The organism is Dolichospermum heterosporum TAC447 (assembly GCF_024584745.1).
In the GTDB taxonomy this organism is placed as follows: domain Bacteria; phylum Cyanobacteriota; class Cyanobacteriia; order Cyanobacteriales; family Nostocaceae; genus Dolichospermum; species Dolichospermum heterosporum.
Map to the genome: position 1 here is coordinate 1385350 of NZ_CP099464.1, position 25135 is coordinate 1410484.

Annotated in this window: 24 protein-coding genes and 1 pseudogene; 15 read left to right on the forward strand and 10 right to left on the reverse strand. The window is 39.8% G+C overall.

Annotated features, from left to right (window positions below):
- The first annotated feature begins 299 nt into the window (after nt 1–299).
- Nucleotides 300–500: a glutamine synthetase inactivation factor IF7A gene (gene gifA / locus NG743_RS06155; protein ID WP_027404398.1), complete on the forward strand. Its 201-nt coding sequence runs from the start codon at nt 300–302 to the stop codon at nt 498–500.
- A gap of 68 nt (nt 501–568) precedes the next feature.
- Here the strand turns inward: gifA and glnA are convergent, their stop codons facing one another.
- On the reverse strand, nt 569–1984 hold the full coding sequence (gene glnA / locus NG743_RS06160; RefSeq protein WP_015080355.1) for a type I glutamate--ammonia ligase: 1416 nt from the start codon (nt 1982–1984) through the stop codon (nt 569–571).
- Nucleotides 1985–2353: 369 nt separating this feature from the next.
- On the opposite strand from glnA, the gene apcB reads away from it, so the two are divergent.
- On the forward strand, nt 2354–2863 hold the full coding sequence (gene apcB, locus NG743_RS06165; protein WP_027404397.1) for an allophycocyanin subunit beta: 510 nt from the start codon (nt 2354–2356) through the stop codon (nt 2861–2863).
- Between the two features lie 456 nt (nt 2864–3319).
- Here apcB and NG743_RS06170 read toward each other — a convergent pair whose 3' ends face one another.
- The gene (locus NG743_RS06170; RefSeq protein WP_027404396.1) at nt 3320–7039 is read right to left on the reverse strand and encodes a hypothetical protein; all 3720 of its coding nucleotides are present in this window, start codon (nt 7037–7039) and stop codon (nt 3320–3322) included.
- A 915-nt stretch (nt 7040–7954) separates the two neighbouring features.
- Between NG743_RS06170 and NG743_RS06175 the strand changes: the two genes are divergently transcribed.
- From NG743_RS06175 to cobT, 3 genes are all read left to right on the forward strand, one after another.
- Entirely contained in the window at nt 7955–8653 is a 699-nt protein-coding gene (locus tag NG743_RS06175) for a Crp/Fnr family transcriptional regulator (protein WP_027404395.1), read from the forward strand.
- 14 nt (nt 8654–8667) lie between these two features.
- A complete protein-coding gene (locus NG743_RS06180) occupies nt 8668–9378 on the forward strand; it encodes a DUF2232 domain-containing protein (RefSeq protein ID WP_027404394.1) in 711 nt (236 codons plus the stop codon).
- Nucleotides 9379–9575: 197 nt separating this feature from the next.
- Complete coding sequence (gene cobT / locus NG743_RS06185; protein WP_027404393.1) at nt 9576–10679, forward strand: nicotinate mononucleotide-dependent phosphoribosyltransferase CobT; 1104 nt, start codon at nt 9576–9578, stop codon at nt 10677–10679.
- Here cobT and NG743_RS06190 read toward each other — a convergent pair.
- Nucleotides 10673–11020 carry a hypothetical protein gene (locus NG743_RS06190; protein WP_027404392.1) on the reverse strand — a complete coding sequence of 116 codons (348 nt, stop codon included), beginning with the start codon at nt 11018–11020 and terminating at the stop codon, nt 10673–10675. The genes cobT and NG743_RS06190 overlap by 7 nt on opposite strands.
- Before the next feature lie 430 nt (nt 11021–11450).
- Between NG743_RS06190 and NG743_RS06195 the strand changes: the two genes are divergently transcribed.
- Nucleotides 11451–12581, forward strand: a complete 1131-nt coding sequence (locus NG743_RS06195; RefSeq protein ID WP_027404391.1) for an extracellular solute-binding protein — start codon at nt 11451–11453, stop codon at nt 12579–12581.
- Here NG743_RS06195 and NG743_RS06200 read toward each other — a convergent pair.
- The gene (locus NG743_RS06200) at nt 12578–13111 is read right to left on the reverse strand and encodes a hypothetical protein (protein ID WP_257121708.1); all 534 of its coding nucleotides are present in this window, start codon (nt 13109–13111) and stop codon (nt 12578–12580) included. The two genes, NG743_RS06195 and NG743_RS06200, sit on opposite strands and share 4 nt — an antisense overlap.
- A 702-nt stretch (nt 13112–13813) precedes the next feature.
- Between NG743_RS06200 and NG743_RS06205 the strand changes: the two genes are divergently transcribed.
- The 6 genes and pseudogenes from NG743_RS06205 to NG743_RS06230 form a co-directional block, all read left to right on the forward strand.
- Nucleotides 13814–14797, forward strand: coding sequence for an alpha-ketoacid dehydrogenase subunit beta (locus NG743_RS06205; protein ID WP_257121709.1), 984 nt, complete (start codon nt 13814–13816; stop codon nt 14795–14797).
- A 431-nt stretch (nt 14798–15228) separates the two neighbouring features.
- The gene (secD, locus tag NG743_RS06210) at nt 15229–16641 is read left to right on the forward strand and encodes a protein translocase subunit SecD (RefSeq protein WP_027404388.1); all 1413 of its coding nucleotides are present in this window, start codon (nt 15229–15231) and stop codon (nt 16639–16641) included.
- Nucleotides 16638–17606 (forward strand): protein translocase subunit SecF, encoded by a 969-nt coding sequence (gene secF / locus NG743_RS06215; protein WP_027404387.1) that lies wholly within the window; start codon nt 16638–16640, stop codon nt 17604–17606. Before secD ends, secF begins: the two co-directional genes overlap by 4 nt.
- Before the next feature lie 248 nt (nt 17607–17854).
- On the forward strand, nt 17855–18262 hold the full coding sequence (locus tag NG743_RS06220; RefSeq protein ID WP_027404386.1) for a hypothetical protein: 408 nt from the start codon (nt 17855–17857) through the stop codon (nt 18260–18262).
- Nucleotides 18263–18324: 62 nt separating this feature from the next.
- On the forward strand, nt 18325–18924 hold the full coding sequence (locus NG743_RS06225; RefSeq protein ID WP_027404385.1) for a hypothetical protein: 600 nt from the start codon (nt 18325–18327) through the stop codon (nt 18922–18924).
- Nucleotides 18925–18933: 9 nt separating this feature from the next.
- Nucleotides 18934–19038 (forward strand): annotated as a pseudogene (locus NG743_RS06230) (Uma2 family endonuclease); the annotation flags it as partial.
- 129 nt (nt 19039–19167) lie between these two features.
- Here NG743_RS06230 and NG743_RS06235 read toward each other — a convergent pair.
- On the reverse strand, nt 19168–19326 hold the full coding sequence (locus tag NG743_RS06235; RefSeq protein ID WP_152540510.1) for a type II toxin-antitoxin system RelE/ParE family toxin: 159 nt from the start codon (nt 19324–19326) through the stop codon (nt 19168–19170).
- Nucleotides 19323–19682 (reverse strand): type II toxin-antitoxin system Phd/YefM family antitoxin, encoded by a 360-nt coding sequence (locus NG743_RS06240; protein WP_027404384.1) that lies wholly within the window; start codon nt 19680–19682, stop codon nt 19323–19325. Before NG743_RS06240 ends, NG743_RS06235 begins: the two co-directional genes overlap by 4 nt.
- A 106-nt stretch (nt 19683–19788) precedes the next feature.
- Between NG743_RS06240 and NG743_RS06245 the strand changes: the two genes are divergently transcribed.
- Both NG743_RS06245 and NG743_RS06250 read left to right on the forward strand, forming a co-directional pair.
- Nucleotides 19789–20259: a J domain-containing protein gene (locus NG743_RS06245; RefSeq protein ID WP_035083456.1), complete on the forward strand. Its 471-nt coding sequence runs from the start codon at nt 19789–19791 to the stop codon at nt 20257–20259.
- Between the two features lie 50 nt (nt 20260–20309).
- A complete protein-coding gene (locus tag NG743_RS06250; protein ID WP_035083275.1) occupies nt 20310–20576 on the forward strand; it encodes a DUF3143 domain-containing protein in 267 nt (88 codons plus the stop codon).
- A 47-nt stretch (nt 20577–20623) separates the two neighbouring features.
- Here the strand turns inward: NG743_RS06250 and uppS are convergent, their stop codons facing one another.
- From uppS to lysA, 3 genes are all read right to left on the reverse strand, one after another.
- Nucleotides 20624–21373, reverse strand: a complete 750-nt coding sequence (gene uppS, locus NG743_RS06255; protein WP_027404382.1) for an undecaprenyl pyrophosphate synthase — start codon at nt 21371–21373, stop codon at nt 20624–20626.
- The gene (gene cdaA, locus NG743_RS06260) at nt 21370–22323 is read right to left on the reverse strand and encodes a diadenylate cyclase CdaA (RefSeq protein WP_027404381.1); all 954 of its coding nucleotides are present in this window, start codon (nt 22321–22323) and stop codon (nt 21370–21372) included. Before cdaA ends, uppS begins: the two co-directional genes overlap by 4 nt.
- 100 nt (nt 22324–22423) lie before the next feature.
- On the reverse strand, nt 22424–23836 hold the full coding sequence (gene lysA, locus NG743_RS06265; protein WP_027404380.1) for a diaminopimelate decarboxylase: 1413 nt from the start codon (nt 23834–23836) through the stop codon (nt 22424–22426).
- Between the two features lie 125 nt (nt 23837–23961).
- On the opposite strand from lysA, the gene rimI reads away from it, so the two are divergent.
- On the forward strand, nt 23962–24483 hold the full coding sequence (gene rimI / locus NG743_RS06270) for a ribosomal protein S18-alanine N-acetyltransferase (RefSeq protein ID WP_027404379.1): 522 nt from the start codon (nt 23962–23964) through the stop codon (nt 24481–24483).
- 166 nt (nt 24484–24649) lie between these two features.
- Here the strand turns inward: rimI and NG743_RS06275 are convergent, their stop codons facing one another.
- Nucleotides 24650–25021 carry a hypothetical protein gene (locus tag NG743_RS06275; protein ID WP_027404378.1) on the reverse strand — a complete coding sequence of 124 codons (372 nt, stop codon included), beginning with the start codon at nt 25019–25021 and terminating at the stop codon, nt 24650–24652.
- Between the last annotated feature and the right edge of the window lie 114 nt (nt 25022–25135).

Below are 25135 nucleotides of genomic sequence, written 5' to 3' on the forward strand. Positions count from 1 at the left end.
AGCGATGTCTACGACGGGCTGCGCCTACGACCCCACGGCAGAAACTTATAGAATTTTAATCTATCCGTAAGAAAAGCAGGGAAGAGGGGGAAAGAACTTATGAATTTTTATATCATTTCTTTATTTTGTAGTTTACGCTACAGATTTTATGTTCTCATCGAAATAAAAAGCAGCATAGAGGAAATAGAATCATCTATATTTTGGATTCTGTAGTTTACGCTACAGATTTTTGTGTTATGATTCGATTGCGGGAAATAGTAAATTATTTCTTAGTAAATCAATGTAGAGGAGGTAGTGTCATGTCTATTCAAGAAAAAGCTCGTCAATTGATGGTGCGTCAACATCAGCAAGCTAAAAACCGTCAACAATCCATGTTAATGCGAGCTGCACAAGAGCTTGGTTTACATGAAGGAATGTCTCACTATTGGAATCCCATTCAAGGTAAAATGGACCCAGCTACCCAGACACTTTATGGACGTAGCCAAGCGACTATGAGTTAAGTGAAAAAGAAAGCCACCCCAGAGGGTGGCTAAAGAATTGCTAGATTTAGCTTTAGTGCCTGTTGCAATTAGCAATCGTAATATAGGAAGAATTCATAAGGATGTGGACGCAATTGCATTTGCTTAACTTCGTTAGCAACCTTGTAATCAATCCAGTTCTGAATGAAATCTTCAGAGAAAACGCCAGTTTCAGTTAAGAAAGCGTGATCATTTTCCAAAGCTTCCAAAGCCAATTCTAAAGAACCGGGAGTAGAAGGAATCTTAGACAACTCTTCTGGGGAAAGTTCATAGATGTTTTTATCTAAGGGTTCACCAGGATGAATTTTGTTTTTGATACCATCAATACCAGCGCAAAGCATTGCCGCAAAAGCCAAGTAAGGATTAGAAGTAGCGTCTGGACAACGGAATTCTAACCGCTTGGCTTTGGGGTTGTCTCCAGAAAGAGGAATCCGCACAGAAGCAGAACGATTACCTTGGGAGTAAGCCAAGTTTACAGGTGCTTCATAACCAGGTACAAGGCGTTTGTAGGAGTTTGTAGTGGGGTTGGTGATTGCCAACAATGCTGGAGCGTGTTTGAGAATACCACCAATGTAGTAAAGTCCCATTTCACTCATACCAGCGTACTTGTCACCCGCAAATAGAGGTTGACCATTTTTCCAAATGGATTGGTGACAGTGCATACCAGAACCATTATCACCAAAAATGGGTTTGGGCATAAAGGTGACGGTTTTGCCATATTTTCTAGCAACGTTCTTGATGACATACTTGTAAGTCATCAACCAATCAGCAGCTTCAATTAACTTACCAAATTTGAACCCAAGTTCGCACTGACCACCTGTTGCAACTTCATGGTGTTGTTTTTCAATGGGTACGCCACAGTCTTTCATCGTTAGCAGCATTTCTGTCCGCATATCTTGAAAGCTGTCAGTGGGAGGTACGGGGAAGTAACCTTCCTTAACGCGGGTTTTGTAACCCAGGTTAGGTCCTTCTTCTCTACCAGTATTCCAACGACCTTCTACAGAATCTACGTAATAGTAACCTGAGTTGGTGGTTTGGTCGTAGCGGACATCATCAAAAATGAAGAATTCAGCTTCAGGCCCAAAGAAAGCTGTATCACCAAGTCCGGTAGAAGCTAGGTAGTCTATTGCTTTTTGGGCAATAACGCGGGGACAACGGTTATACCACTGACCTGTTCGCGGCTCTTTAATACTACAAATGATACTTAGAGTTGGTTCTTTCATGAATGGATCGATCCAAGCAGTGTTGGGATCGAGTACCATTGTCATGTCAGATTCTTCGATACCTTTCCAACCACGAATACTAGAGCCGTCGAAGGGAACACCATCAGAGAATGAACTCTCATCAATCTGGTCTTGGTACATAGTCAAATGTTGCCAAGTTCCCAGTGTATCAATGAATTTCAGATCAATCATCTGAATTTTTTCGTCTTGAATCTTCTTTAAGATTTCTTTTGGGGTTGTCATTTTTACTTTACTCCTGATGTATCCAATTATCCAATATAAACCCAAAGTCTGCTCAATCTCAAGCCTTTACCCTAATCCAAGTTGTCACACACCACCTGAAATATCCTAAATAGTTAACTTGACCTGATTTTGTCCTGTTTGTTACAGATTGTCTGGATTACAGGTTATGTTAACCTTTCTTTTTTAATTTGTACAAAACTAGAAAATTCATGATCATGGGTCAACTTTGGCATAAAATTCTTAGATAGCAGATGGATAGTTTTTGTGCCAGTGTCTATTTCATGTGAATTGGTACTGGATCTTGTTGGTGCGTAATTGCAGCCAAATTAATATCAAATCATAGATAACTAAATGATTGGGAGAAAAAGAATGCGTGATGCCGTTACAACTTTAATTAAGAATTATGACTTAACCGGACGTTATTTTGACCGGAATGCCATTGATAGTCTCAAATCATACTTTGATAGTGGAACAGCTAGAGTCCAAGCCGCAGCCGCAATTAATTCCAATGCAGCCGCAATTGTCAAACAAGCCGGTGCAAAGTTATTTGAAGAACTACCAGAATTAATTCGTCCTGGTGGTAATGCTTACACAACTCGTCGCTTTGCGGCTTGTTTACGGGATATGGACTATTATCTGCGCTATGCTACCTATGCACTAGTGGCTGGTAATATGAATGTTCTGGATGAGCGTGTATTACAAGGACTCAGGGAAACTTACAATTCTTTGGGTGTACCCATTGGTTCAACTGTTCAAGGTATCCAAATTATGAAGGGTATTGTTAAGGAACAGGTGGCGGCTGCTGGTGTTGCTAACACTGCTTTTGTTGACGAACCTTTTGACTATATCACTCGTGAGTTGAGCGAGGTGGATGTTTAGAATTTTACAAATAGACATCTGAGAACAGAGTGGAGACGTTCCCCGGAACGTCTTTACTAGTAGTCTGTCAACCCGAAAATGACGGGTGAAGGCAAGCAGGGGGAGAAGAGAGGCAGGGGGCAGGGGGCAGGGGGCAGGGGAGGTAGGGGAGGTAGGGGAGGTGGGGGAGGTGGGGGAGGTAGGGGAGGTGGGGGAGGGAAGAACAGAAGTTTTTTCCGATCATTACCCGTCAAAATAAATTTGACGAACTACTAGTTTTTAACATCAATTAAAAATGCGGTATAGATAAATACTCAATTTTGATTGATCTGTTAAGAGACTTCCAATTAAAAAAATCTCCCAAAATTTCTTGTGGTGCAGTCCGAAAAGCCTGCTAATAATACAAGGACGGGCAAGATGCCCATCCCAGAAGATTGGATTATCTTTTTTGTGAAATTCTCTAATTAAATTTGGTGATTAAAGTAGGTAACTATATGGTTCTTCGAGTGATTGTACGGTACTGGATTTGATGGCATCTAAATAACGCAGTAATAACTGGACTTGTTGAAGATTGGGACGATAGGAAAGATTGCCTTGTTTTTCAAATAGTGGTGGAGAATTTATGCCTGTTTTCAGGGCATCAATCGCTTTATAATCGAGGTTTTCCTGGGAGTGACGGGTAAGCCAAAGGTGATCTGAAGTCCCAGGAATTAACCCCGGTGGTAGTTCACCTTCTAAGAAAGCTAATAATCGCTGTTGACAGATGCGGGTATTAATACCACGACTTTCAAATAAGTGTAAGACTTCACCAAAGGATAAAGAACGATTGGGTAGTAGTTTTAGCAGTTCGGAAAACAGGAAATAATCTGTGTATTGTTGTTTGGGTATGTCTAAAACTTGGGGATGCAAAGGTAACATAGTTAAACCCAATGCCACGCGACTACAATTGGGAGTGCCATTTTCACCTAGGTATAAGTCTTGAATAATTTTGGCATTAGGCAGTTTTTGCCGTAACCAACGGTTAATTGTGCCAACGGAAGCTACACCACCACTGAGGACGGCTTGATTAATGGCTTCGGTGGGAATACCACGAGCTACTAATAATTTGTTAAGTTCTCGATTGAGACGACGGACAAAGGGAACGAAGACTTGACTTTCCAGGTCTCGGCGCTGTAATACCCAACATTGGTCGGCAAATTCTAGGGTAAAGGTTTCTTGGTGCTGTAAAATCAATTTCAACGCTAAGGCTGCATCTAATAAAGCTTGTCCCAGAAGGGAACTTTCTAGGCGTTGTTGGAGACGAATTCGTGCTTCTGTGTCTGGTTCACCAACTTTGGGTAATGATAAGGCTTCTAAACCCAAGTTAGAAAATTGCATTTGGTCTAAACCCGGAATCGAGGGTTGCCAATGCCAAGGATTTGTGTTGGTTGGTTCATGATGAGATTGTCCGGGTTGACGGGGTTGGCGGGATTTTGGTGGTAGTAGTAATTGACAAATAATGTCCTGTTCAATGCCTTTGCCAGAGTAGGCAAAATTGTGCAGCATGAAGTCTTTGTATGTCAGTTTTTCCAGATTTGCTGGTATATCTACCAAGGTCATTTCTACTTGAGTTGCGCCAATATTAATGGCTAAAGTGTTACCTAATAAGGGATAATCGCTGGTTTTTAAAGGGCGTAAACCTTGATTTTCGCTAATTTGGATAGATTGACCATTAGCACTGTCTAATTCTGGCAGCAAACTGGCGATCGCTTCCTCAACAAACGAGATTTGTTGGGGATGAGAAACAAGTTCACTGGTGACAATCGCTTCCCGCACATTAAAACGATATTGTTCATTCCAACTGGAAGGACAAGTACAGATAACACCCGCAATATTCTTAATTACTCCTGAAAAAGTCGCTGTATTCATGCCCACAGCATTAGCAGTTAAAGCCGGTGTGGTACTGGTTTGAATAGACCTGAGAGTTGATAATAACTTAGAAAGCGATCGCACCACCCAAATTAACGGACCTGCAGAAAACTCGTTCAATTGCAACATCGGCTCCCATTTTTGCCGTTCTTGCTGATAGGGAACTGCTATTTGCAAATAAGGCTTTAACTGTGCTGAATAAAGATGAGGGGAAAAATCCGATTCTCCACTTTTCCCCTGATGAGAACCTGAATTAGTAGGTAAATAAACTTCTGCGGGTAAGCGGAATGATTGCTGAAAACTAGAACCATCAACTTGACTTTCGGCTGACCAATAAATTGGATAAACTATCAATTGAGAGCGATTTAATAAAGCCGCAGAAATTCCCGTCGTCCCAATATCAATTCCTAAATACCAACTGGTCTCCAAAGTATCATTAGAAATCAGATTATTCTCTTCTTCCTGGTGAAGTGATGTTTGATTATTGGTAGTTGGAGATTGCTCCTCAGTGAGTGGAGATTGCTTAACATCTTCTGGTTCAGCCTCTACATCTGTCTGAGTTGTTAAACTTAAATCTACTTCCTGATCCGAAACTATATTTACACTATCAACTTGACTGGTAGAATCTAACTTAGTTATAGATTCTCCACCATAATTTAATGGTTGATCAAAATTAGCTAAATCTTGATCTAATTGTTGCAACTGCTTGGCATCTAAAACAATTTCTGGTATTTCTGAAACATCATTATCTAATACAGAAAGCAAATTTTCCTCAGCAGAATCAGCAATAAAGTTATTCAATACTAATTGCTGATTTTCTGTGTCTGCATTATCTAATTGATTGATAACTTCTGACGGTAATATTTCATTACTAGTATCCACTAATAAATCAGTTAAAACTGTGATTGTATCAACAGGATCGGGTTCTTTTTGAAGTTGTCCTACTACTTCTTTTTCTTCTAGCAAAAATGGGACTTTAACTTCTGTGGGAGCAGGAGAAATTATTGTTTGTGGCTTGCGGTTATCATCATCGTCTTTTGGTTCTGCTAACATAGCAGTGTCAGCCATACTAGAAAATGTTGAACTGTTAATTTCCAGTGCTGATAAATTATTATTGCCCTCTTCAGCAGCAATGGGTAAACTTTCATTTTCCCTAAATTTCAGATCAGGAGAAAAGGAGAAATTTAACGACGAGGAAATTTCGGTATTAAAGAAACTTGCATAAAGTTCATCTACTTCATCAGTATTTGTTAACTGTAAATCTTTAGCAGATTGTGATTGATTCTGTAACAATTCTGTAGCCATATTAATTGGCAATATTTCCGCATCAGGATTTTCTATAGATATATCTTCTGAGGTTTTTGATTCCTCAACAACCGAAGATTCAGCTAATAATGGTGATGCCGATACTATTTGAGGATTTACAGCAGAAATAGAAGACTCATTAATCAAAACTTGCTGTTGTAAATATTGAGTCAAATTATTGAGGAAATTTGCCATTAATTGTTCACCCTGTATCCCCTGATCGTGCATTTTAGCTAATGCCTGAGATAAGGAATGATAATAGGCGTTAATATTACGTTCTAGGGCTTCAAAAACACTATTGACAGTTCCATCTAAAGACAGTAACCGTTGATCTAAATTCCGAGCTAAACTTGCTAACTGTTCTATCCGTTCTGGTGATTCTAAAATCGGTTGAATACCAGAAGTAATTGCTTCTAAGTTCTGGACATTAGCGTTAATTATTAACCCAGAATTTGATTGTAAATGTGGTACTAAACGACCCATGAGGACTTCTAAAAAATCAGAAATCATCTCCTGTTGATTAGGTAACTGCTGGCTTAATGAAGAGTTTTGTAGTCGCTTTTGCTCTAGTTGTCTAATTTCCTCAATCAAATCTGCTCTTTCTGCCAATAGCCTGGATAATTCTGCTTGTAAAGGCTGAAATAAAACCGTTATTTCTTGTTTGGTTTGCGCGGTTTCATCACTACTTGTCTCTGGTGGGTGTCCAGAAGACTCTAAAATAGATGGAAGATGCTTTTGGTTAAATTGTGTCAACAGAGATGAAAATCCTGGTGTGGGAGATGATTGAGTAGTTTCTGGTAGGACATCATTCTTTGATACTTCATCTTCCTCCAATTGCACTAAAAAGCTCCGCACTCGTTGTAAAATCTCTTTTTCCTGTTGTCCTTGGTTAGAAAGGAACTTAGAAAGACCTTTAGCACTATGAGACAGTAAGTGATCAATATCTGCAATTAGTTGGTGAATTTCATCAGTATGGTAAGTCACGTTAAATTACCTTAGTTAAAAATGTACATTGATTTGTAAGAGACTGACAATTACAAAAAAAGGAAAGAGGCAATAGGCAATAGGCAATAGGCAAGAGTAAAGAAGTTTTCAGCGATTTTACGTTTCTTTATAGAGTTTGGTTTTATTGTGTTCACCTACTTATAGCCATATTTACTGATAAAGACAGTGAAAAAAATTGTAAAAGGAATACCTTTGCCAAATTTCAAAAAGCCTTGATTCGTAGGTCATGTTGTTTACTTTAGCGTGCCGGAGAGATTAGGCACAACCCAACAAATGTGTATTTGTTGCGCTGTCGCTCCAACCAACCTACAAAAAATGGCGAAGGTATTGATACGATTAAGGTTTAGCTAGTTTCTCCGTGTAGTATACAGTTAATGAGATTGCGTGATGTTGGTCATGCACTCTCGTTGAGAATACACGAAAATCAAATAATACTTCTGCATTAGTCAATATTGTCAATCAGTATTTACGACAACAGTGACAACAATCTCAGAAAAAAGGTTATATTAGGGGTATATTTTTACTTTTTTACACAACATAGTTAGTCCAATTTAAGACAATCTCTGTTAGAGGTGATTTTACTATGATGATGTAGGTTTAGAATCAATACTCGTCGGTTAATGAAATGTAGGTTGGGTTGAGCGACGGCAAAACCCAACAAAACGATGCCTCTGTTCAGCACAGGGATACGCCACACTATGGCTAACGCCTCCCGTCAGGAATACGTAAATGTTTCATTATTCCGCGTTCACGCAGTGTCCCGCATGGATACGTTTACGTTCTACAACCCAACCTACCGGATAATGACTTTTTAGGCTAAACCGAGCAGTATTGGGTTGAGAATAACGATTTTAGTGTTGTGATGATAGCAACTTTAATAAACAAGATGCCCTGATGGAAGAACGATATAATACAAATAACCCATCCCGTACATGGATGATTACAGCACCATTTTTTCAAGGCTTGCCAGAACTAGGCGTAGAAAAGGTTCTAACTCATCTTGTTACTCGTACTCATCCAGCCAACCAAGTAATTTTACTAGAAAATGACTGGGGAGGTTCTGTATACTTTATTGTAAATGGATGGGTAAAAATCCGTACATACAATTTAGAGGGGAAAGAAGTAACGCTAAATATTATTGGTAGAGGGGAATTATTTGGGGAAATGGCAGCGTTAGATGAAGTCCCCCGTTCTACTGATGTTATTACTCTGGCCGCGACGACGATTGCGAGTATACCTGCTCAGGATTTTGTGAATTTGCTGCAAACAGAACCTTTAGCCGGCGTAAGATTGGCTCAATTAATGGCGAGAAGGTTGCGACAGGTTAACAAAAGATTACGTCTTCGGGAATCAGATAGTCAGTCACGGGTGGCTGATACGTTGCTATTTTTGGCAGAGGGACAAGGAAAACAAGAGAATGCTGGCACGCAAATTCCTAATTTACCACACCGAGAGTTAAGTAGTTTAAGTGGATTGGCACGGGAAACTGTGACAAGAGTGCTGACAAAGCTAGAAAAAAAGGGTTTGATTGTGAGGGATCAAGATAGAATTCATATTCCAGATTGGTCAGCTTTGGAAAAAACTATAGTTTAATTTAGTTGTTTGGCATGAGTATCGTTGATTCCCTACCAGAAGAACCAGAGCAAGATTCATCTCCTGAATCTCTTTCCCAACCGCGATTACAGTACCAACCTCTGAAGGTTGAAAGTACATTAAGGATGGTGGAAACGGCTTTTTTAGCCAGTACGGCGAGTTTAATTTGGTTTATTAATTTTTATTTTCCTTTGGGTCCAGTATTGCGGGTATTTTTCCCTATTCCTATTGCTTTGGTTTATTTACGTTGGGGTAAACGAGCAGCTTGGATGGCAGCGGTGACTTCTGGGTTGTTGTTGTCTGTGTTGATGGGTCCGGTTCGGAGTTTATTATTTGTCATGCCTTTTGCCTTGATGGGTGTGCTGCTAGGGGCGACTTGGTATCGCCGTGTGCCGTGGATTGTTTCTATTGCTTTAGGGACGCTGTTGGGGACGCTGGGGGTGTTTTTTCGCCTGTGGTTTTTGTCGGTGCTATCGGGGGAAGATTTGTGGGTTTATGTGATTACTCAGGTGACGGAAATTATTGAATGGATTTTTTTAAAATTGGAATTGTTAATGACTCCCAATTTACTATTAATTCAATTGGGAGCGATCGCTCTTATTCTTCTCAATAATTTTATTTACTTGTTTATAGTTCATCTTACGGCTTGGTTACTTTTAGACCGTTTAGGCAATCCCATTCCCCGTCCACCTCATTGGGTGCAAGTGTTGATGGATTATGAGTAGTCATAACTATGATTTTTTTGATTAATTTGATGAAGATGATTAATTAAGTAGGTTGGCGTTGAAAATTGTCGTTATGGCAAGGCAAAAGGCAAGAGGCAAGAGGGAAGAGGGTTTGGGCGATTTTACGTTTCTTTACACAGTTTGGTTTTATTGTGTTCACCTACTTATTCAGGAAAATCAGGAAAATCACAGTTTAGATGATTAATATTTACACCCAAGTTCCCCAGAGTGAAGCATGGCTCAATCGTTATCGCGGTAAATTACCGATATTTGCCTGTGTTTTAGGATTTACAGAAACTGGTTTGATTCCTGGGATTTCTGCCGCTGGTTTGACTCCAGATGATCGCCGATATACGGCTTGTGCTGATGCGGAATTTCTCTATTACGGCGCTGAATATCAACCTAAGTACCCTCTGCCACCTTTGACTTCGGGGGCTTCTCCTGTGCTGATTTCGCGGGCGGTGGTGGCTAATTTAAATATCCCTGTTTACTTATTTAATGCCGGATTACTAAATATTCCACCTGTGCCATTAATTGAGTTGGGTGGTGCGCCGGCGAGATGTTTAAGTGGGGGTGCGGCTATGAATGTAGATACTGTTAAACATTTACTAGCTGAAGGATTACGTTGGGGTTCTCAATTAAGTTCTCAATTAAATTCTGATGGGTATTTAATTATTAGTGAGTGCGTTGTCGGTGGCACAACAACGGCTTTGGCAATTTTAACTGGTTTGGGGATTGATGCTGCTGGCAAAGTTAATAGTAGCCATCCTGTGTGTAATCATGGGCAAAAATGGGATTTGGTGCAGACTGGATTGGCAAAAATTCCTCCGTCAGTTGATCCTTTAGAACTGGTGGCGGCGGTAGGTGATCCTATGCAGGTGGTAGTAGCAGGAATGGCGATCGCTGCCAGTCGAAGTTGTGGGGTATTATTAGGTGGAGGTACGCAAATGTTAGCAGTTTATGCTTTAATTCAAGCGATCACTCACAGATATGACCTACCTTGGCAACCCGCAGAAATTATCATTGGTACAACCCGTTGGGTAGCAGAAGATTCCACAGGCGCAACAATTGACTTAGCCCAAAGTTTCAATAAAAATAGCATCCCTCCCTTATTAGCCACACAATTGAGTTTTGCTAATTCCCGATATCCCCAACTTCAAGCTTATGAACGGGGTTTTGTGAAAGAAGGTGTTGGTGCCGGTGCAGCTTGTATTGCTGCTGCTTTAAGTCGAAATTGGCAACAAAATCAACTATTAGCAGCCATTGAAGCCCAACTTGAGCAACTTAGCACCTATCAATAAACCCTCTGTTTGAGTAACTGTTCTTCTAAGGCAGCAATCCGATGATATGCGGCAGTTAACTGAGTTGTTAGCCGTTGAATTTGAATTTCTGGTGTTATTTGTTTATCTATAGCCTGATAACTCATTTCGGGAATACTATCAAGTAAAATATCCTTATGCTTCCATTCTTTTAACTCATTTGCTGACTGCTTTTTTTCCAAATAATGCTCTATGGCTGGTAATTGCCGTAAAGATGAATCTGACAAAGCTTGAGATAGGCGCATATCGAGCCTTTCAATCACTTCATGGATGGCATTAACCTGCTGGCTTAAGGTGAGAATTTGTTTTTCTAATGATTCCATTTAATACCTGCACCAAAAAAATATTTTCTCTATGTTATTCACTTTACTGACGATCTTAGTTATACTTATGAATTATTTAACTTTTGATGACTTTCGTTAAATTTTGATGATATGTATAGAAGTAAATCAATAATATTGATAAATTAAACTGATAATTAAGTAGCTATGATGAACTACGTACACTAGGAGAGATGAAAAAACTTCTTATTCTCCTCTCGAAGAGCAGGGAGGGATTAGGGGTGGGGTCTTTTTTTAAGTCAGGTTGGCATTAAAAATTGTCGTTATGACAAGGGAACAGAGAACTCTAGAAGAGGTTTTGGTTTTGGGCAACTTTACTTTTCGTTATATATTACTCTTATGAGAAGCCGCTCCGCGTCTACGGTTTTTTCCCGTTCACCTACTTATCAGCCGTAATTATACATATAGAACTATGGACAGACGATCTTTTTTATTAGGTACAAGTATCTTAGCACTTTCTCAGGCGATCGCCGGCTGCGGAACAAACCAGCAACCACTCTTAAATGTCCAATTATTAAAAAATTCTATCCCCGGTCAGGTAGTTAATCAGTTTCGGAAAACCGTCACTCAAGGGGGTAAATTAAAATTTACCCCAATTAATCAGTTGGAGGATTTATTCAAATTATTACAAACTTGGCAACAACCACCAACTAATAATCAGCAACAATGGACTCGTTATTTACCATTCAATCAAAATCAAAAATCACCAACTGCCAATTTAATCACATTGGGAGATTATTGGTTACAAGCAGCAATTGATCAAAAATTAATTCAACCATTAGCAACAGCAAATATCAAAAATCTAGTTAACCTCAATCAAAAATGGCAACAGATAATTAAGCATGACCAAGAGGGTAAAATTTGGGGCGTTCCTTATCGGTGGGGGAATACAGTAATTATTTATAATCAAGAAAAGTTTCAACAATTGGGTTGGACACCAACAGATTGGAGTGATTTATGGCGGAGTGAATTGCAAAATCGCATTTCTTTACTAAATCATCCCAGAGAAGTCATTGGTTTAGTTTTGAAGAAATTAGGAAAATCTTATAATACAGACAATATCAATCAAATCTCTGCCTTAGAAACGGAATTAAAAGCATTAAATCAACAAGTCAAATTCTATGATTCTAAAAACTATCTAGAACCATTAATAATTGGGGACACTTGGTTAGCAGTTGGTTGGTCTGATGATATTATCCCCATCATCAATCGTTATCCAAAATTTGCCGCAGTTGTCCCCAAATCGGGAACAGCAATTTGGGCTGATTTATGGGTAAGTCCCACAGGTGCTAATAATGACAGTTTAGCATACCAATGGCTAGATTTTTGTTTACAACCCAATACATCTAAACAAATTGCCCTACTAACTAAAAGCAATTCTCCCATTGACAAGACTATGGTTAATGGGGATATTCAGAAGCAGTTACAGAATTTATTATTAACTGATTCAGAAACTTTTGCCAAAAGTGAATTTTTACTGCCTTTCCCTCCAGCAGTGATGAAAGATTACGAAGATTTATTTATGAAGATTAAAAAATCCTAATTTGACAAAGCAAAACTGAAACCGATTTGACTTCGATGATTCATCTGAAGCCGACAGGAAGCAGGACTTTGAGAAAAATTGCAGGTGTACGTTGCTAAAGCTTCTTTCTGGTAGTTAAAAATTCGGATATTGTAACCAAATTTACTAGCTAGGCTACCTAAACGATTCACAAAAACATACTTACCAAAATAGTCTAATAAGCCCCAAATTTCCTGATTAACAATTAAATCTGCCCGGTGTGGTTCTGTTTGCGAGGGTGGGTAAACTATCCAATTATCTAAAAGTTGTTTTTCCGAGTTTTCCTTAGCCCACCATAAACTAGGAACTGTTAATTTTTGGGGATCAATAGTTTTAGCTGTGATGATATTATCCTTTGGTTGGGTAAGTAAATCTAGCTGCAAAGGTGCATCAGAGGGGAGAAACATATTTTCTGCTTTTGATGGGAGAATGAGTAAAAGCGAAGCAGTAAAAAATCCCATTGCTAATAATAACAGTGGTTTTTTACGGACAAATAACATATTGTTAGTCATAGCTTTAATACTTGATATTTATTTCCCACAATGTTCATGATTCAATCGAGAAAATCCTGATTGAAATATAAAAATTTTATGGAGGAGAAGTTCAGGAGTCAGAAGTAGGGGGAGTAGGGGGAGTAGGGGGAGGAGGGGGAGTAGGGGGAGTAGGGGAGTAGGGGGAGTAGGGGGAGTAGGGGGAGTAGGGGAAGTAGGGGGAGTAGGGGGAGTAGGGGAAGTAGGGGGAGTAGGGGAAGTAGGGGGAGTAGGGGGAGTAGGGGAAGTAGGGGGAGTAGGGGGAGTAGGGGGAGTTAGGAAGAAGAAGAAAGAGGAAAGAAGACGTTGCGCTCTAGGGTTAGCTTTTCAGTTATGCTCTTAACTTGACAACAGGATATACAGCAAGTTACGTAGTTATGAGGTATAAAATCTAAATTGAAACCTATACAAAAAGCCAGTTTTACTCCTAACTTCTGACTCCTAACTCCTGACCCCTGACTTCTAACTCCCCCTACTTCCCCTACTTCCCCTACTCCCCCTACTCCTGACTCCTGACTCCTGACTCCTGACTCCTGACTTCTGACTCCTGACTCCTGACTCCTGAATTCTGCTGTAAAATATATGAAAATTATTTCTTGTTCTCAACAACAGTGCTACGCTTGACGGTATTCGGGGCAATGGCACGATAAAATTCTATAACGATAAAATGTAATAAAGGTCTAAATGGCAGAAACACTATTTTTCAACGCCCTGCGGGAAGCTATTGACGAAGAAATGGCACGCGATTCTAGCGTATTTATTCTAGGCGAGGACGTGGGACACTACGGCGGTTCTTATAAAGTTACTAAAGACTTACACCAAAAGTATGGTGATCTGCGAGTTTTAGATACCCCTATTGCGGAGAATAGCTTTACAGGGATAGCTGTAGGGGCTGCTATGACTGGGTTAAGACCGATTATTGAAGGGATGAATATGGGCTTTCTGCTCCTCGCCTTCAACCAAATTTCTAACAACGCGGGTATGTTACGCTACACTTCCGGTGGTAACTTTAAAATCCCTATGGTGATTCGTGGTCCTGGGGGCGTGGGTAGACAGCTAGGTGCGGAACACTCCCAACGTCTCGAAGCTTATTTTCAAGCTGTTCCTGGTTTAAAAATTGTGGCTTGTTCTACACCTTATAACGCTAAAGGATTGCTGAAAGCAGCTATCCGCGATGACAATCCTGTGTTATTTTTTGAACACGTTTTACTTTATAATTTAAAAGAAGACTTGCCAGAAACAGAATATGTACTACCGCTAAATAAGGCTGAGGTTGTCCGTCAAGGTAAGGACGTGACGATTTTAACTTATTCGCGGATGCGGTATCATGTGCTGCAAGCTGTAAAAGTGCTGGAAAAACAAGGTTATGATCCAGAAATTATTGACCTAATTTCCCTGAAACCTCTTGATTTTGAGACCATTGGCGCATCAATTCGCAAGACTCACCGGGTAATTATTGTGGAAGAGTGTATGAGAACCGGGGGTATTGGTGCGGAATTAACCGCTTCGATTAATGACCGCTTATTTGATGAATTGGATGCACCTGTATTGCGGCTTTCTTCCCAAGATATTCCCACACCTTACAACGGTAATCTTGAGCGTCTAACCATTGTCCAACCAGAACAAATCGTAGAAGCCGTCCAGAAGATGATAGCTTTGCGAGTTTAGGTATTTGTCAGTTGTCAGTTGTTCGTTGCTGTGAACCAATAACCACTGACTACTGACCACAAGAGGAACACAGTAGCGTTGGGAGCTTCGCGTCTTCAAACCGCAGGGGAAAACGCACACGGGCGAATTGATTGCCTTCAATATTCGTGATACAATTAAATTGTCACTAAAGACATAAAAAGCTACCGGGGGACTCTTTTGAAAGTTACGCTTGTCAGAGATGATTCTGCCAGTAATGGCAAACAGAATCAAGGCAAGAACCGTACATCTAAGGTAATACCTGAAAAGCGGATATTATTCGAGCAGTTGTCTTGACAATTATTCGATTAAGAATCTCCGCGTCTAAAGACGCGGGGAGTGTCAACTCAAACTTCTACTCACAACGCAATCAAAGAACGTTATTATAACCTTTGTTAGTTGTGAGTGATAGTATGCAAAAACAGCGATCGCTATTAGCGTTAATTATAGTTTTGGTCATCGCCGCTATTACGGTGATTCTGACAATTCCTGTCCCCTTGGGGTTAGATCTACGAGGTGGCTCACAGCTTACTATTCAGGTGAAACCAACGGCGGAAATTCCCCAAATCACCGAAAGAGAATTAGAAGCTGTGAAAAAAGTAGTCGAAGGGCGAATTAATGGTCTTGGTGTTTCTGAGCCATTAATTCAAACTATCGGTACAGATAAGATATCCGTACAACTACCGGGTGTCAATGACCCAGAACAAGCAGAACGAGTATTAGGTGGTACGGCGCAATTAGAGTTCCGCATCCAAAAACCGAATACAGAAACTCAACTTTTTGCCCTCCAGGTAACAAGGAACGACCTGAAAACCAAGCGGGATGAGTTGAAAAAGAACCCAGATCAAGCGGCAATTACCAAGAATAAGGAAGAGTTTGATAAAAGTAATCAAGCAGTTGCAGAATTGTTTGAAAGTACCAACCCACCCCTCACCGGCAAATATCTCAAGGATGCCTACGGTGAACCCAATCAAGGCACTAACTGGAATGTGGCTATCCGTTTTGATCAAAAAGGTGGAGAACTTTTTGCTGGACTCACAAAAGACCTGGCTGGTACAGGTCGGAGTATTGGTATTTTTCTAGATAATGAAGTCATTAGTTCACCCACCGTAGGACCAGAACACGCTGCTACTGGAATCACTGGTGGTTCTGCTATTATTACGGGTCGTTTTCAAGCCCAAGAGGCTAATGATTTAGGGGTACAATTGCGCGGTGGTGCATTACCCGTTCCTGTGGAAATTGCGGAAAGAAGAACAGTAGGCGCTACTTTAGGAAAAGATAGTATTCAAAGAAGTATCTACGCTGGTATTGGTGGTCTGACTTTAGTATTAATATTTATGGTGTGGTACTATCGCCTACCGGGAATGATAGCCAATGTTTCACTAATAATTTACTCCATACTGACTTGGGCTGCATTTTGTTTACTAAGTGTTACCCTCACTTTGCCGGGAATTGCAGGTTTTATTCTCAGTATTGGTATGGCTGTTGATGCTAACGTCTTGATTTTTGAACGCACCAGAGAAGAATTACAAGCAGGTAAATCTTTATATCGTTCTGTAGAATCTGGTTTTTACCGCGCCTTTTCCAGTATTTTAGATAGTAACGTTACTACCTGGATTGCTTGTGCTGCATTATTTTGGTTAGGTTCAGGATTAGTCAAAGGCTTTGCACTTACCTTAGCTTTAGGCGTAGGGGTGAGTATGTTTACCGCAATTACTTGTAGTCGCACATTGATGTTTTTAGTTATTTCTATTCCCTCTTTGCGGAACACACAACTTTATGCTCCTAATGTGCCAGTAGCAAATAAGACAGGAGTGGCACAATGAGACTAGATATTAACAAGGCACGGGGTACTTGGTGGACTATTTCCGCTGTGATTATCCTGGTGGGGATAATCTCCATGGTGATATCCACACTCAATCCCAGCATCAAAGCACCTCTGCGTCCCAGCTTAGACTTTATCGGCGGAACCAGGTTGCAATTTGTGCGGGACTGTGACAAACCTGGTAACTGTGACCAACCCATAGATATTAACCTAGTTCGAGAAGTCGCCAAATCCCAAGGACTTGGAGACAGCAGCATTCAGTTAATCTCGGAAAATGGACAGGAAAATGGCATTACCATTCGCACCAAAAACCTGGAAACAGAACAGCGGAGTAATTTGCAAAATGCCTTAACTGAAAAAATTGGCACTTTCGACCCCCAAAAAAATCAAATTGACTCCGTTGGTGCAACTTTAGGAAAGGAATTATTTACTTCGGGAATCTTAGCTTTAATAGTTTCTTTTGTCGGGATAACTGTTTATATGGCTTTCCGGTTTCAGTTGGACTATGCCTTATTAGCTATTGTGGCTTTGTTTCACGACATTCTGGTAACAACTGGAGTTTTCTCAATTTTAGGGTTAGTTTTCGGCGTTGAAGTAGATAGTCTTTTCATTGTTGCTTTGCTAACTATCACAGGTTTCTCTGTCAATGATACTGTGGTAATTTATGACCGCATTCGGGAAACTATTAAACTTCATCCTGAACAACCAATTGCTGAAATTGTTGATGATGCAGTTAACCAAACTTTGTCTAGATCAATCAACACCACCTTAACAACCTTACTGACATTAACTGCTATTTTCCTATTTGGTGGGGAAACGCTGCATTATTTCTCTCTGGCGTTAATTGTGGGCTTTGTAATGGGAGCTTATTCTAGTATTTTCATTGCTAGTACACTCCTGATTTGGTGGCGAGAACGCAGTGGAAATTACTCAGTTGCAACTCCTATAAGTTCTCAAGAAAGTTAAATTTCACTCACTCCTAGCCTCTGGCTTCACTCGTTCCTAGCCTCTGGCTGGGAATGTCTCCGTTGAGGCTCTGCCTCCTTACTACACTAAACCCCTACAAGTCTAGGTTTTTCGTGATTTTACAAAAGTCCATGTCCCAACCGTGTTGAGTATAACTAGCGGCAGAGCCGCAATGATGAGCATTCCCAGTCCGAGACTGGGAACGAGATTTTGAACTAGATTTTGTAGGCGCACAGTATATCTTTCCTATGGATAAACCTGAAGAACCACAAATTGAACCAGAGACAGTGGAATTAGACCCGGCTTTTGCTCAACAATTACAAAAACTACATAGGTTAAGAGTATATGGCAGATGGTTATTTGCCGGTTGTTTATGGCTGACTATTGCGCCTTTTTGCTTATGGAATTTACGAACTGAAATTTCTTTGTTACGAGAATATTTTACCTGGGTAGGACTACGATATACACTGATTTTTCATCCCCTATCTACACTGGGTTTAAGTTTATGTATTGGTATGACGACTTCTGTTTTAGTTTGGCAAAGTCGTAATATTATATGGGGATTACCATTACAAGAACAGGAAAATTTAAAAAAGCAACTTTATCGGATTCGTCAACAAGGATCTTCTCATCCTTTATGGAAATGGGTTTGTTAATAATCAGGGAATAGGCACGAAGCGAAGTCATTTAGGGTGCGTAATTTACAGGAATAACTCAAATGTCATATAGTGAATTTACTCTAGACAAAGTTAGAAAAGCCTTTGCTTTAACGATTATAGATAAAATTAATATTTTTGCATCTATCCCAGAAATTGAATGTCCAGATTTACTAACAGAAGTATTAAAAGAAAATCTACCTTTAGCACTTGCTAGTAATACTGAAAAATCCCGTTCTGAAATGATAATTGCGCCGATTTTAATAGCTGCTAGAAAATATTTAAACAATCAAATCAGTTTATTTTCAGGGATTGATTTTACAGTAGACACTGAACAAGGATTAAACGGTAATTGTGATTTCATTATTAGCCGTTCACCTGAATTATTAATTATTAATGCTCCCGTTGTCACAATTGTAGAAGCTAAAAAAGAAAATATTAATGCAGGTTTAGGACAATGTGTAGCAGAAATGATAGCCGCCAGAATGTTTAATGAACGTGAAGGTAATAATATTCAAACAATTTATGGTACTGTCACCACTGGTACTAACTGGAAATTTTTAAAACTTATTAATCAAGTGGTAGAAATTGACTTGACAGATTATTATATTAATAATGTCGGTAAAATTCTCGGTATTTTATCTAGTATCGTGATGGAATAGTTATTGTATATGCTTCCGGAGTCAATTACTGCTGAACAAGGAACGGTTTTATATAACGTTAGCTGGGATACCTTTGAAGCCTTGTTGAAAGATACAGGTGAGGATAGGGGAACGTTTAGCGGACAAACTAAGAGAATTGAATATTGACCCTGACATTTTATAAAAAAATACACTTTATGTAGTTGGGTTTCCTTACGTCAACCCAACATTTAAAATATTTGATTAATTTTGCATAGTTAGCTATCAATTGTCAATTGATAATTCATATTTGGCTAGTTTGGGAAAGGTGAATCGTAGGATGTCAAAAAGTTTGTCAGCAGCTTTGGAGTTATTTTGCGCCACGTATTTCCAGATATTCTCAATATCTTTTGCTGCTTGGCTAGAAATCCGAAATTGACTCATACAGAACCACTATCAGCCAAGTTTTTCTGGACTCGCCCTTTAATAGCGGCAAAAAAATTGCTCAGTAACTCTTCATCATATTCAGTATACTCACCATTTTCTAGTTGCTGAATACCAATGTTAATTTCATGGCGTAAAGCTGCTAATTTGAGTTTTTGCAGTTCTTCCTCAAGGTTTTGCAGTCGATCTAACATCTGTTGAAATTCTTGTGCTTCCTGCACTACAACCTCAGCTTTGCCATTGACAGTCAGCACCAGTGGGGATTTTGTAGACTTAATTTTTTCTACGTAGTCTTTGGCGTTACGTTTGAAATCGGTAAGAGTTTGGATATTTTGGAGATTAATTCTAGTTTGCATCGCATCTAATAAAATGCTTAATAATACATATTATAAGATGTTTTGTGGCTATTTCTGCTATAGCTACCCAAGAGATTTAGAATATAAAAAAACTTATTTGAGTAAAGTGACTCAAAAAAACGTAAATCATCATGGGGAAGTCCCACAAAGCAGCAATACTAATTATTATTCTCTGCTAGGACTCCATCCCGGAGCATCAGTAATTGATATCCGTCGTGCTTATCGGGAACTGAGTAAACTCTATCATCCAGATACGACGGAATTACCTGCTAACATTGCTACAGATCAATTTCAGCAAATTAATACAGCTTACGCTACCCTGAGTAATCCAGAACGGCGCTTAAACTATGATTTAAAAATTGGCTATTCCCGTTTTGGTGTCATTCAAGTCCCACCAGATTTAAATCACTCCGTGCATAAACCCTACGATTTTTCCAAATCAATGTATTTGGATGCAAGCGATCGCCCCTTGTCTGCTGGAGAAATATTTGTATTATTTATTTTGGGGTTAACCATTGTTGGTTGTATGCTATTAGCTCTGGCGATCGCCATTCTCCGTGGAGAAGCAATCAGTTAAACTCAATTTCCCACCTCTAAAATCACCAATAATTCTGAATTGAACTGCTTATGCTTTCCGCTGATACACCCCTATATAGTCACTCTTTACCACAAATCGAACAATGGCTAAAAAACCAAGGTTGTCAACAAGACGATACCCAACTACATTGTTGGCGTGTCCAACGATCTAGTTGGGAAGCGGAACTTTGGTTAGATACTGAACAAATTACAGTTCGCTATTTTCAATCAGGAGAAAACCGTCAAGATATACAACGTTCCTTTAAATATTCCCTGAGTCGGGAAGACATTGAAGAAGCGGTTTTTTCAGGACCATAATCTAATTTGGGATTTGGGATTTGGCACAAATCTAAAATCCCAAATTGTCACACCTTCCCAAAACGACGTTCTCGTTGTTGATAAGCAGATAAAGCTCGATGAAATTCATGACGGTTAAAATCCGGCCAAAGAATATCAGAAATATAAATTTCACTATAAGCCATTTGCCAAAGTAAGAAATTAGATAATCGCATTTCCCCACTGGTGCGAATTAATAAATCTGGATCTGCTATTCCAGCCGTATATAAATGAGCTTCAAATACTTCTTCAGATATATCATCAGGCTGTAGTAAATCTTCCTTGACCTTTTGAGCGATTGCCCGACAAGCCTGTAAAATCTCCTGCCTACCCCCATAATTAGTCGCAATTGTAAACCTGATACTCCGATTATCCTTAGTTTGATCCATAGAATGGGAAATCTCAGCCTGAAGAGCCTGTGGTAAAGCCGATAAATTACCCACAAACTGAATTTGCACATTTTCCTCCACCATTTCCCGCAGTTCTTGGCGTAAAACGCGCTGAAATAGATTCATCAAAAATTCCACCTCCTCCTCTGGTCTTTGCCAATTCTCCGTTGAAAAAGCATAGGCAGTTAGGGCTTTAATTCCCCAGTCCTTGCAACAGTGGAGCAAATCCTTGAGAGCATTGACACCAGCTTTATGACCCATCATGCGGGGTAAACCACGACTTTTTGCCCATCGGCCATTACCATCCATAATTACCGCGACGTGCTGAGGTAGTAATTCTTGTTTTAAATCAAGAGGTAAATATTGCAATTCAGTTTGTTGTGTTTTCATTTTTTATCTTGAGAAGCGGTCGTATCCCTACGGGTAGCGTGTCGAAGGCAAGGTAAGCCAAGTAGCCGGGACATTAATTTTAGTGCTTGATCACCAAGTTGACGAACTAAACCTAAAAGACCAGGTGCATGAGCCTCCCGATCTACAGTCGGAGAAAATCGAGTTTCTAAAGACTCTTTGAGCTTTTTAATAGTTAGTGGTCTATATAGAGTTCCCTTTTCCGCTAAGGAAATAGAACCCGTTTCTTCTGATACAACAACACAAATACAATTTTCGACCCTTTCAGTAATTCCCATTGCCGCCCGATGGCGTGTTCCCAACTGCCGCGACGCTGTGCGTCCTGAAAGTGGTAGAATTATACCAGATGATACAATGCGCGAACCGCGAATTAACGTTGCTCCATCATGTAACAAAGTTCTCGGTTGAAAAATAGTTTGGATCAGTTCTTTGGAAACTTCAGCATTTAGCTTCACTCCTGGGACTGAAAAATCCTGTTCCTCAATAGGTCCTGTGGTTTCTAAAATTAGTAAAGCGCCAATACGATTTTTTGATAACTCTTTAATTGCATCAACAATTTCATCAATTACACTATCTGACTTAGGAATTGCTCTGGCATTATTTTGAAATAATTGCCAAAATTCGCCACGTCCCAATTGTTCCAAAAAACGGCGAAATTCTGATTGCAGTGCCACAGCCATAGCCACAGCACAGCCAATCACCAATTTTTCGAGAACAAAATTTAGCAAAGGTAATCCTAACTTGCCACTGAGCGCCGAGCAAAGCATTAAGACTATAAACCCTCGCACCATCCATAATGTGCGCCGTTCACTAATAATCACCAGGATCATGTATGTCAGTGCCAGCACCAACACCATATCCAGAGTCCCAAGGAGCAAGGACTGCGACCAATCTCCCAGGTTTATCAGCCATTGCTTCCACCAATCTCTCATGACATCTGGATTCTTATAGTCATTTGTCAGTTGTCAGTCGTCAGTTGTCATTTGTGATTTGTGATTTTTTAACCACTGACCACTGACCACTGACTACGGACTATTTAAGTCTTTCTGGTAGGCGATCTTGTCGAATCAAGTCTTGATAAGTTTCGCGTTGCAAAATTAAATTTGCTTCGCCATTTGCCACTACAACTGCTGCCGGTCGAGGGAGGCGATTGTAGTTAGATGCCATACTGTAATTGTATGCACCAGTTCCCATAACTACGAGAATATCATTTGCTTCAGTTTTTGGCAGTTGGGCATTTTTAATCAGAATATCTCCTGATTCGCAATGTTTACCCGCCAATGTCACAATTTCGGTGCAAGGATCAGATATTTTATTCGCAACCACCACCCGATAAACTGATTGATAGGTAATAGGACGCGGATTATCTGACATTCCGCCATCAATCGCCACGTAGGTGCGAATTTCAGGAACCACCTTGGTAGCACCAACCGTGTAAGCAGTAACACAAGATGTGGCAATAAGCGATCGCCCTGGCTCACAGAGTAACTTTGGTAAAGGCAAGTTTTCCGATGTACAAGCAGCTTGTACAACCTCACAAATTGCCTTAGACCATTCGGCAATGCTTGGTGGATCATCAGATTCTGTATATTTAATCCCTAGACCACCACCAACATTTAATTCTGTCACCTGCAAATCATGTTTAGCCGCATCTCTTAACCACTGCACCATCACAGCCGCTAAATCTCTATGTGGTTGACGTTCAAAAATTTGTGAACCAATATGAGCGTGTAACCCCACACAGTTTAAACTAGGCTGTTGACTCACAAAAGCAAACACCTCTTGTAAATCATGGGGATCAAAACCAAATTTACTATCTAAGTGTCCAGTGCGAATATATTCGTGAGTATGGCATTCTATCCCAGGAGTTAAGCGTAGCATGATCCGAATGGGCGAAAGAGAATAATTTTCCGTTTTCTCCCCTGCTATTTTCACCAGCATATCTAATTCATGCCAGTTATCCGCTACAATAGTACATCCAGACTGAATCGCTAAAACCAACTCATCATGAGATTTATTATTTCCATGTAAGTAAATTTTATCAGGACTCATACCCGCATTCAACGCAGTATAAAGTTCGCCACCAGAGACTACATCAATTCCTAAACCTTCTGAGGCAACAATGGCACAAACCGCTAAACAATTCCATGCCTTAGAAGCATAAAGTACCTGAGATTCTCCCTTGTAATATTCCTTAAAGGTATCTCGATATTGCCTACAAGCTGTCCGCAGGGTTTCCTCATCTAAAATATATAAAGGTGAAGCAAACTGTTCAACTAGGGTTGTGACATCACAGCCACCGATTTCTAGATGATCATGATCATTAACTCTCGCCGTCAAAGGTAAGAGTTGTTGATTAGGAGAAATATCAGCACTGTCACCGCTTGTTGACTGTAAATATTGACGGCCAGAAAGTTGAACTTCGACAGGGTAAGTCGATACCATAACTAATAAGAGTTGTCTTTGTGAAAAATCAGGCCATGAGTATATGTCCTGATTTCCAGTTTACCCTCTCATTGGTAATGGATAATTAGTAATTGGTAATTAACCTTCCTCAATCCTCAAAAATTGTGATTTCATCCGACTTAAAAATTCAACCTTTAACCACAGATAATTTAACTGAACTATTAGAACTAGATAAAGCCTGTTTTGATGGTTTATGGACTATGGAAGGCTACCTGCGGGAGTTAGAAAGTCCTAATAGTCATTTTTTGGGGTTATTTTCACCTTTTAATCACTCCGAATTGTTAGGAATGGGGTGCTTTTGGTCAATTTTAGAGGAAGCACACATTACGATTTTGGCAGTTCATCCCCAATATCATGGTCAAGGACTGGGAAAAGCTCTATTATATTCCCTTCTGCAAACTGCGGCTGATATTGGTTTGGAGAGAGCTACCCTCGAAGTCCGTGATTCTAACCACGTTGCTATTTCTTTGTATCAAAAATTTGGTTTCAAAACTGCGGGAAAACGACGGGGTTATTACAAAGATAACAATGAGGATGCTTTGATTCTCTGGCTGTCTGAACTACAACAACCACATTTTCTCAAAAATCTAGATAAATGGGCAACTTTCATGAATTCACCCTTCTAGTAGTCTGTCAATCCAAAAATGACGGGTAAAGGCAAGTAGGGGGAGAAGAGGGGTAGGGGGAGTAGGGGAGGGAAAACAGAAGTTTTTCCTATTATTACCCGTCAAAATAACTTTGACGAACTACTAGATTCCAACCGACAACTAACAACTAACAACTAACCACTTCCTAATCTTCCAGTGATTGGGATTGCACTTCAACGGCTTTCACATCAATTGTTCCTTCTGGTGTGAAGCGTTGAAATTGAGAGTTTTTAACTAATAGTTGTTCACCACAGTTAGCACATTGTACTTGACTGTTATTTACCCCTGTTAATTCATATCCACATACAGGACACTGGTTAGTAACTAAATTCTTTTGTAACCACCAGCGAAACCCAAAGAATGCGATTACAGGTAAAAGAAACAATAAACCCAAAATAATTACCAAGGAATTAACTAACCAGCCCAATCCCAATGATGCTAATAACCAGGCGATCGCTAACAGGGTTAGCCAGGGGCGGATTTTCTCAAAATTAAATTGCAAGTTTTTAAAGGTCATGTCTATTTCTTTTGGCTAATAAAATATTAATTCTTCTTTAAATATTATTTCTTTGTGGGGAACAAGGTTTTTTAGTCTTGTCTGAATCATAACAAACATCACAAAATAATTACA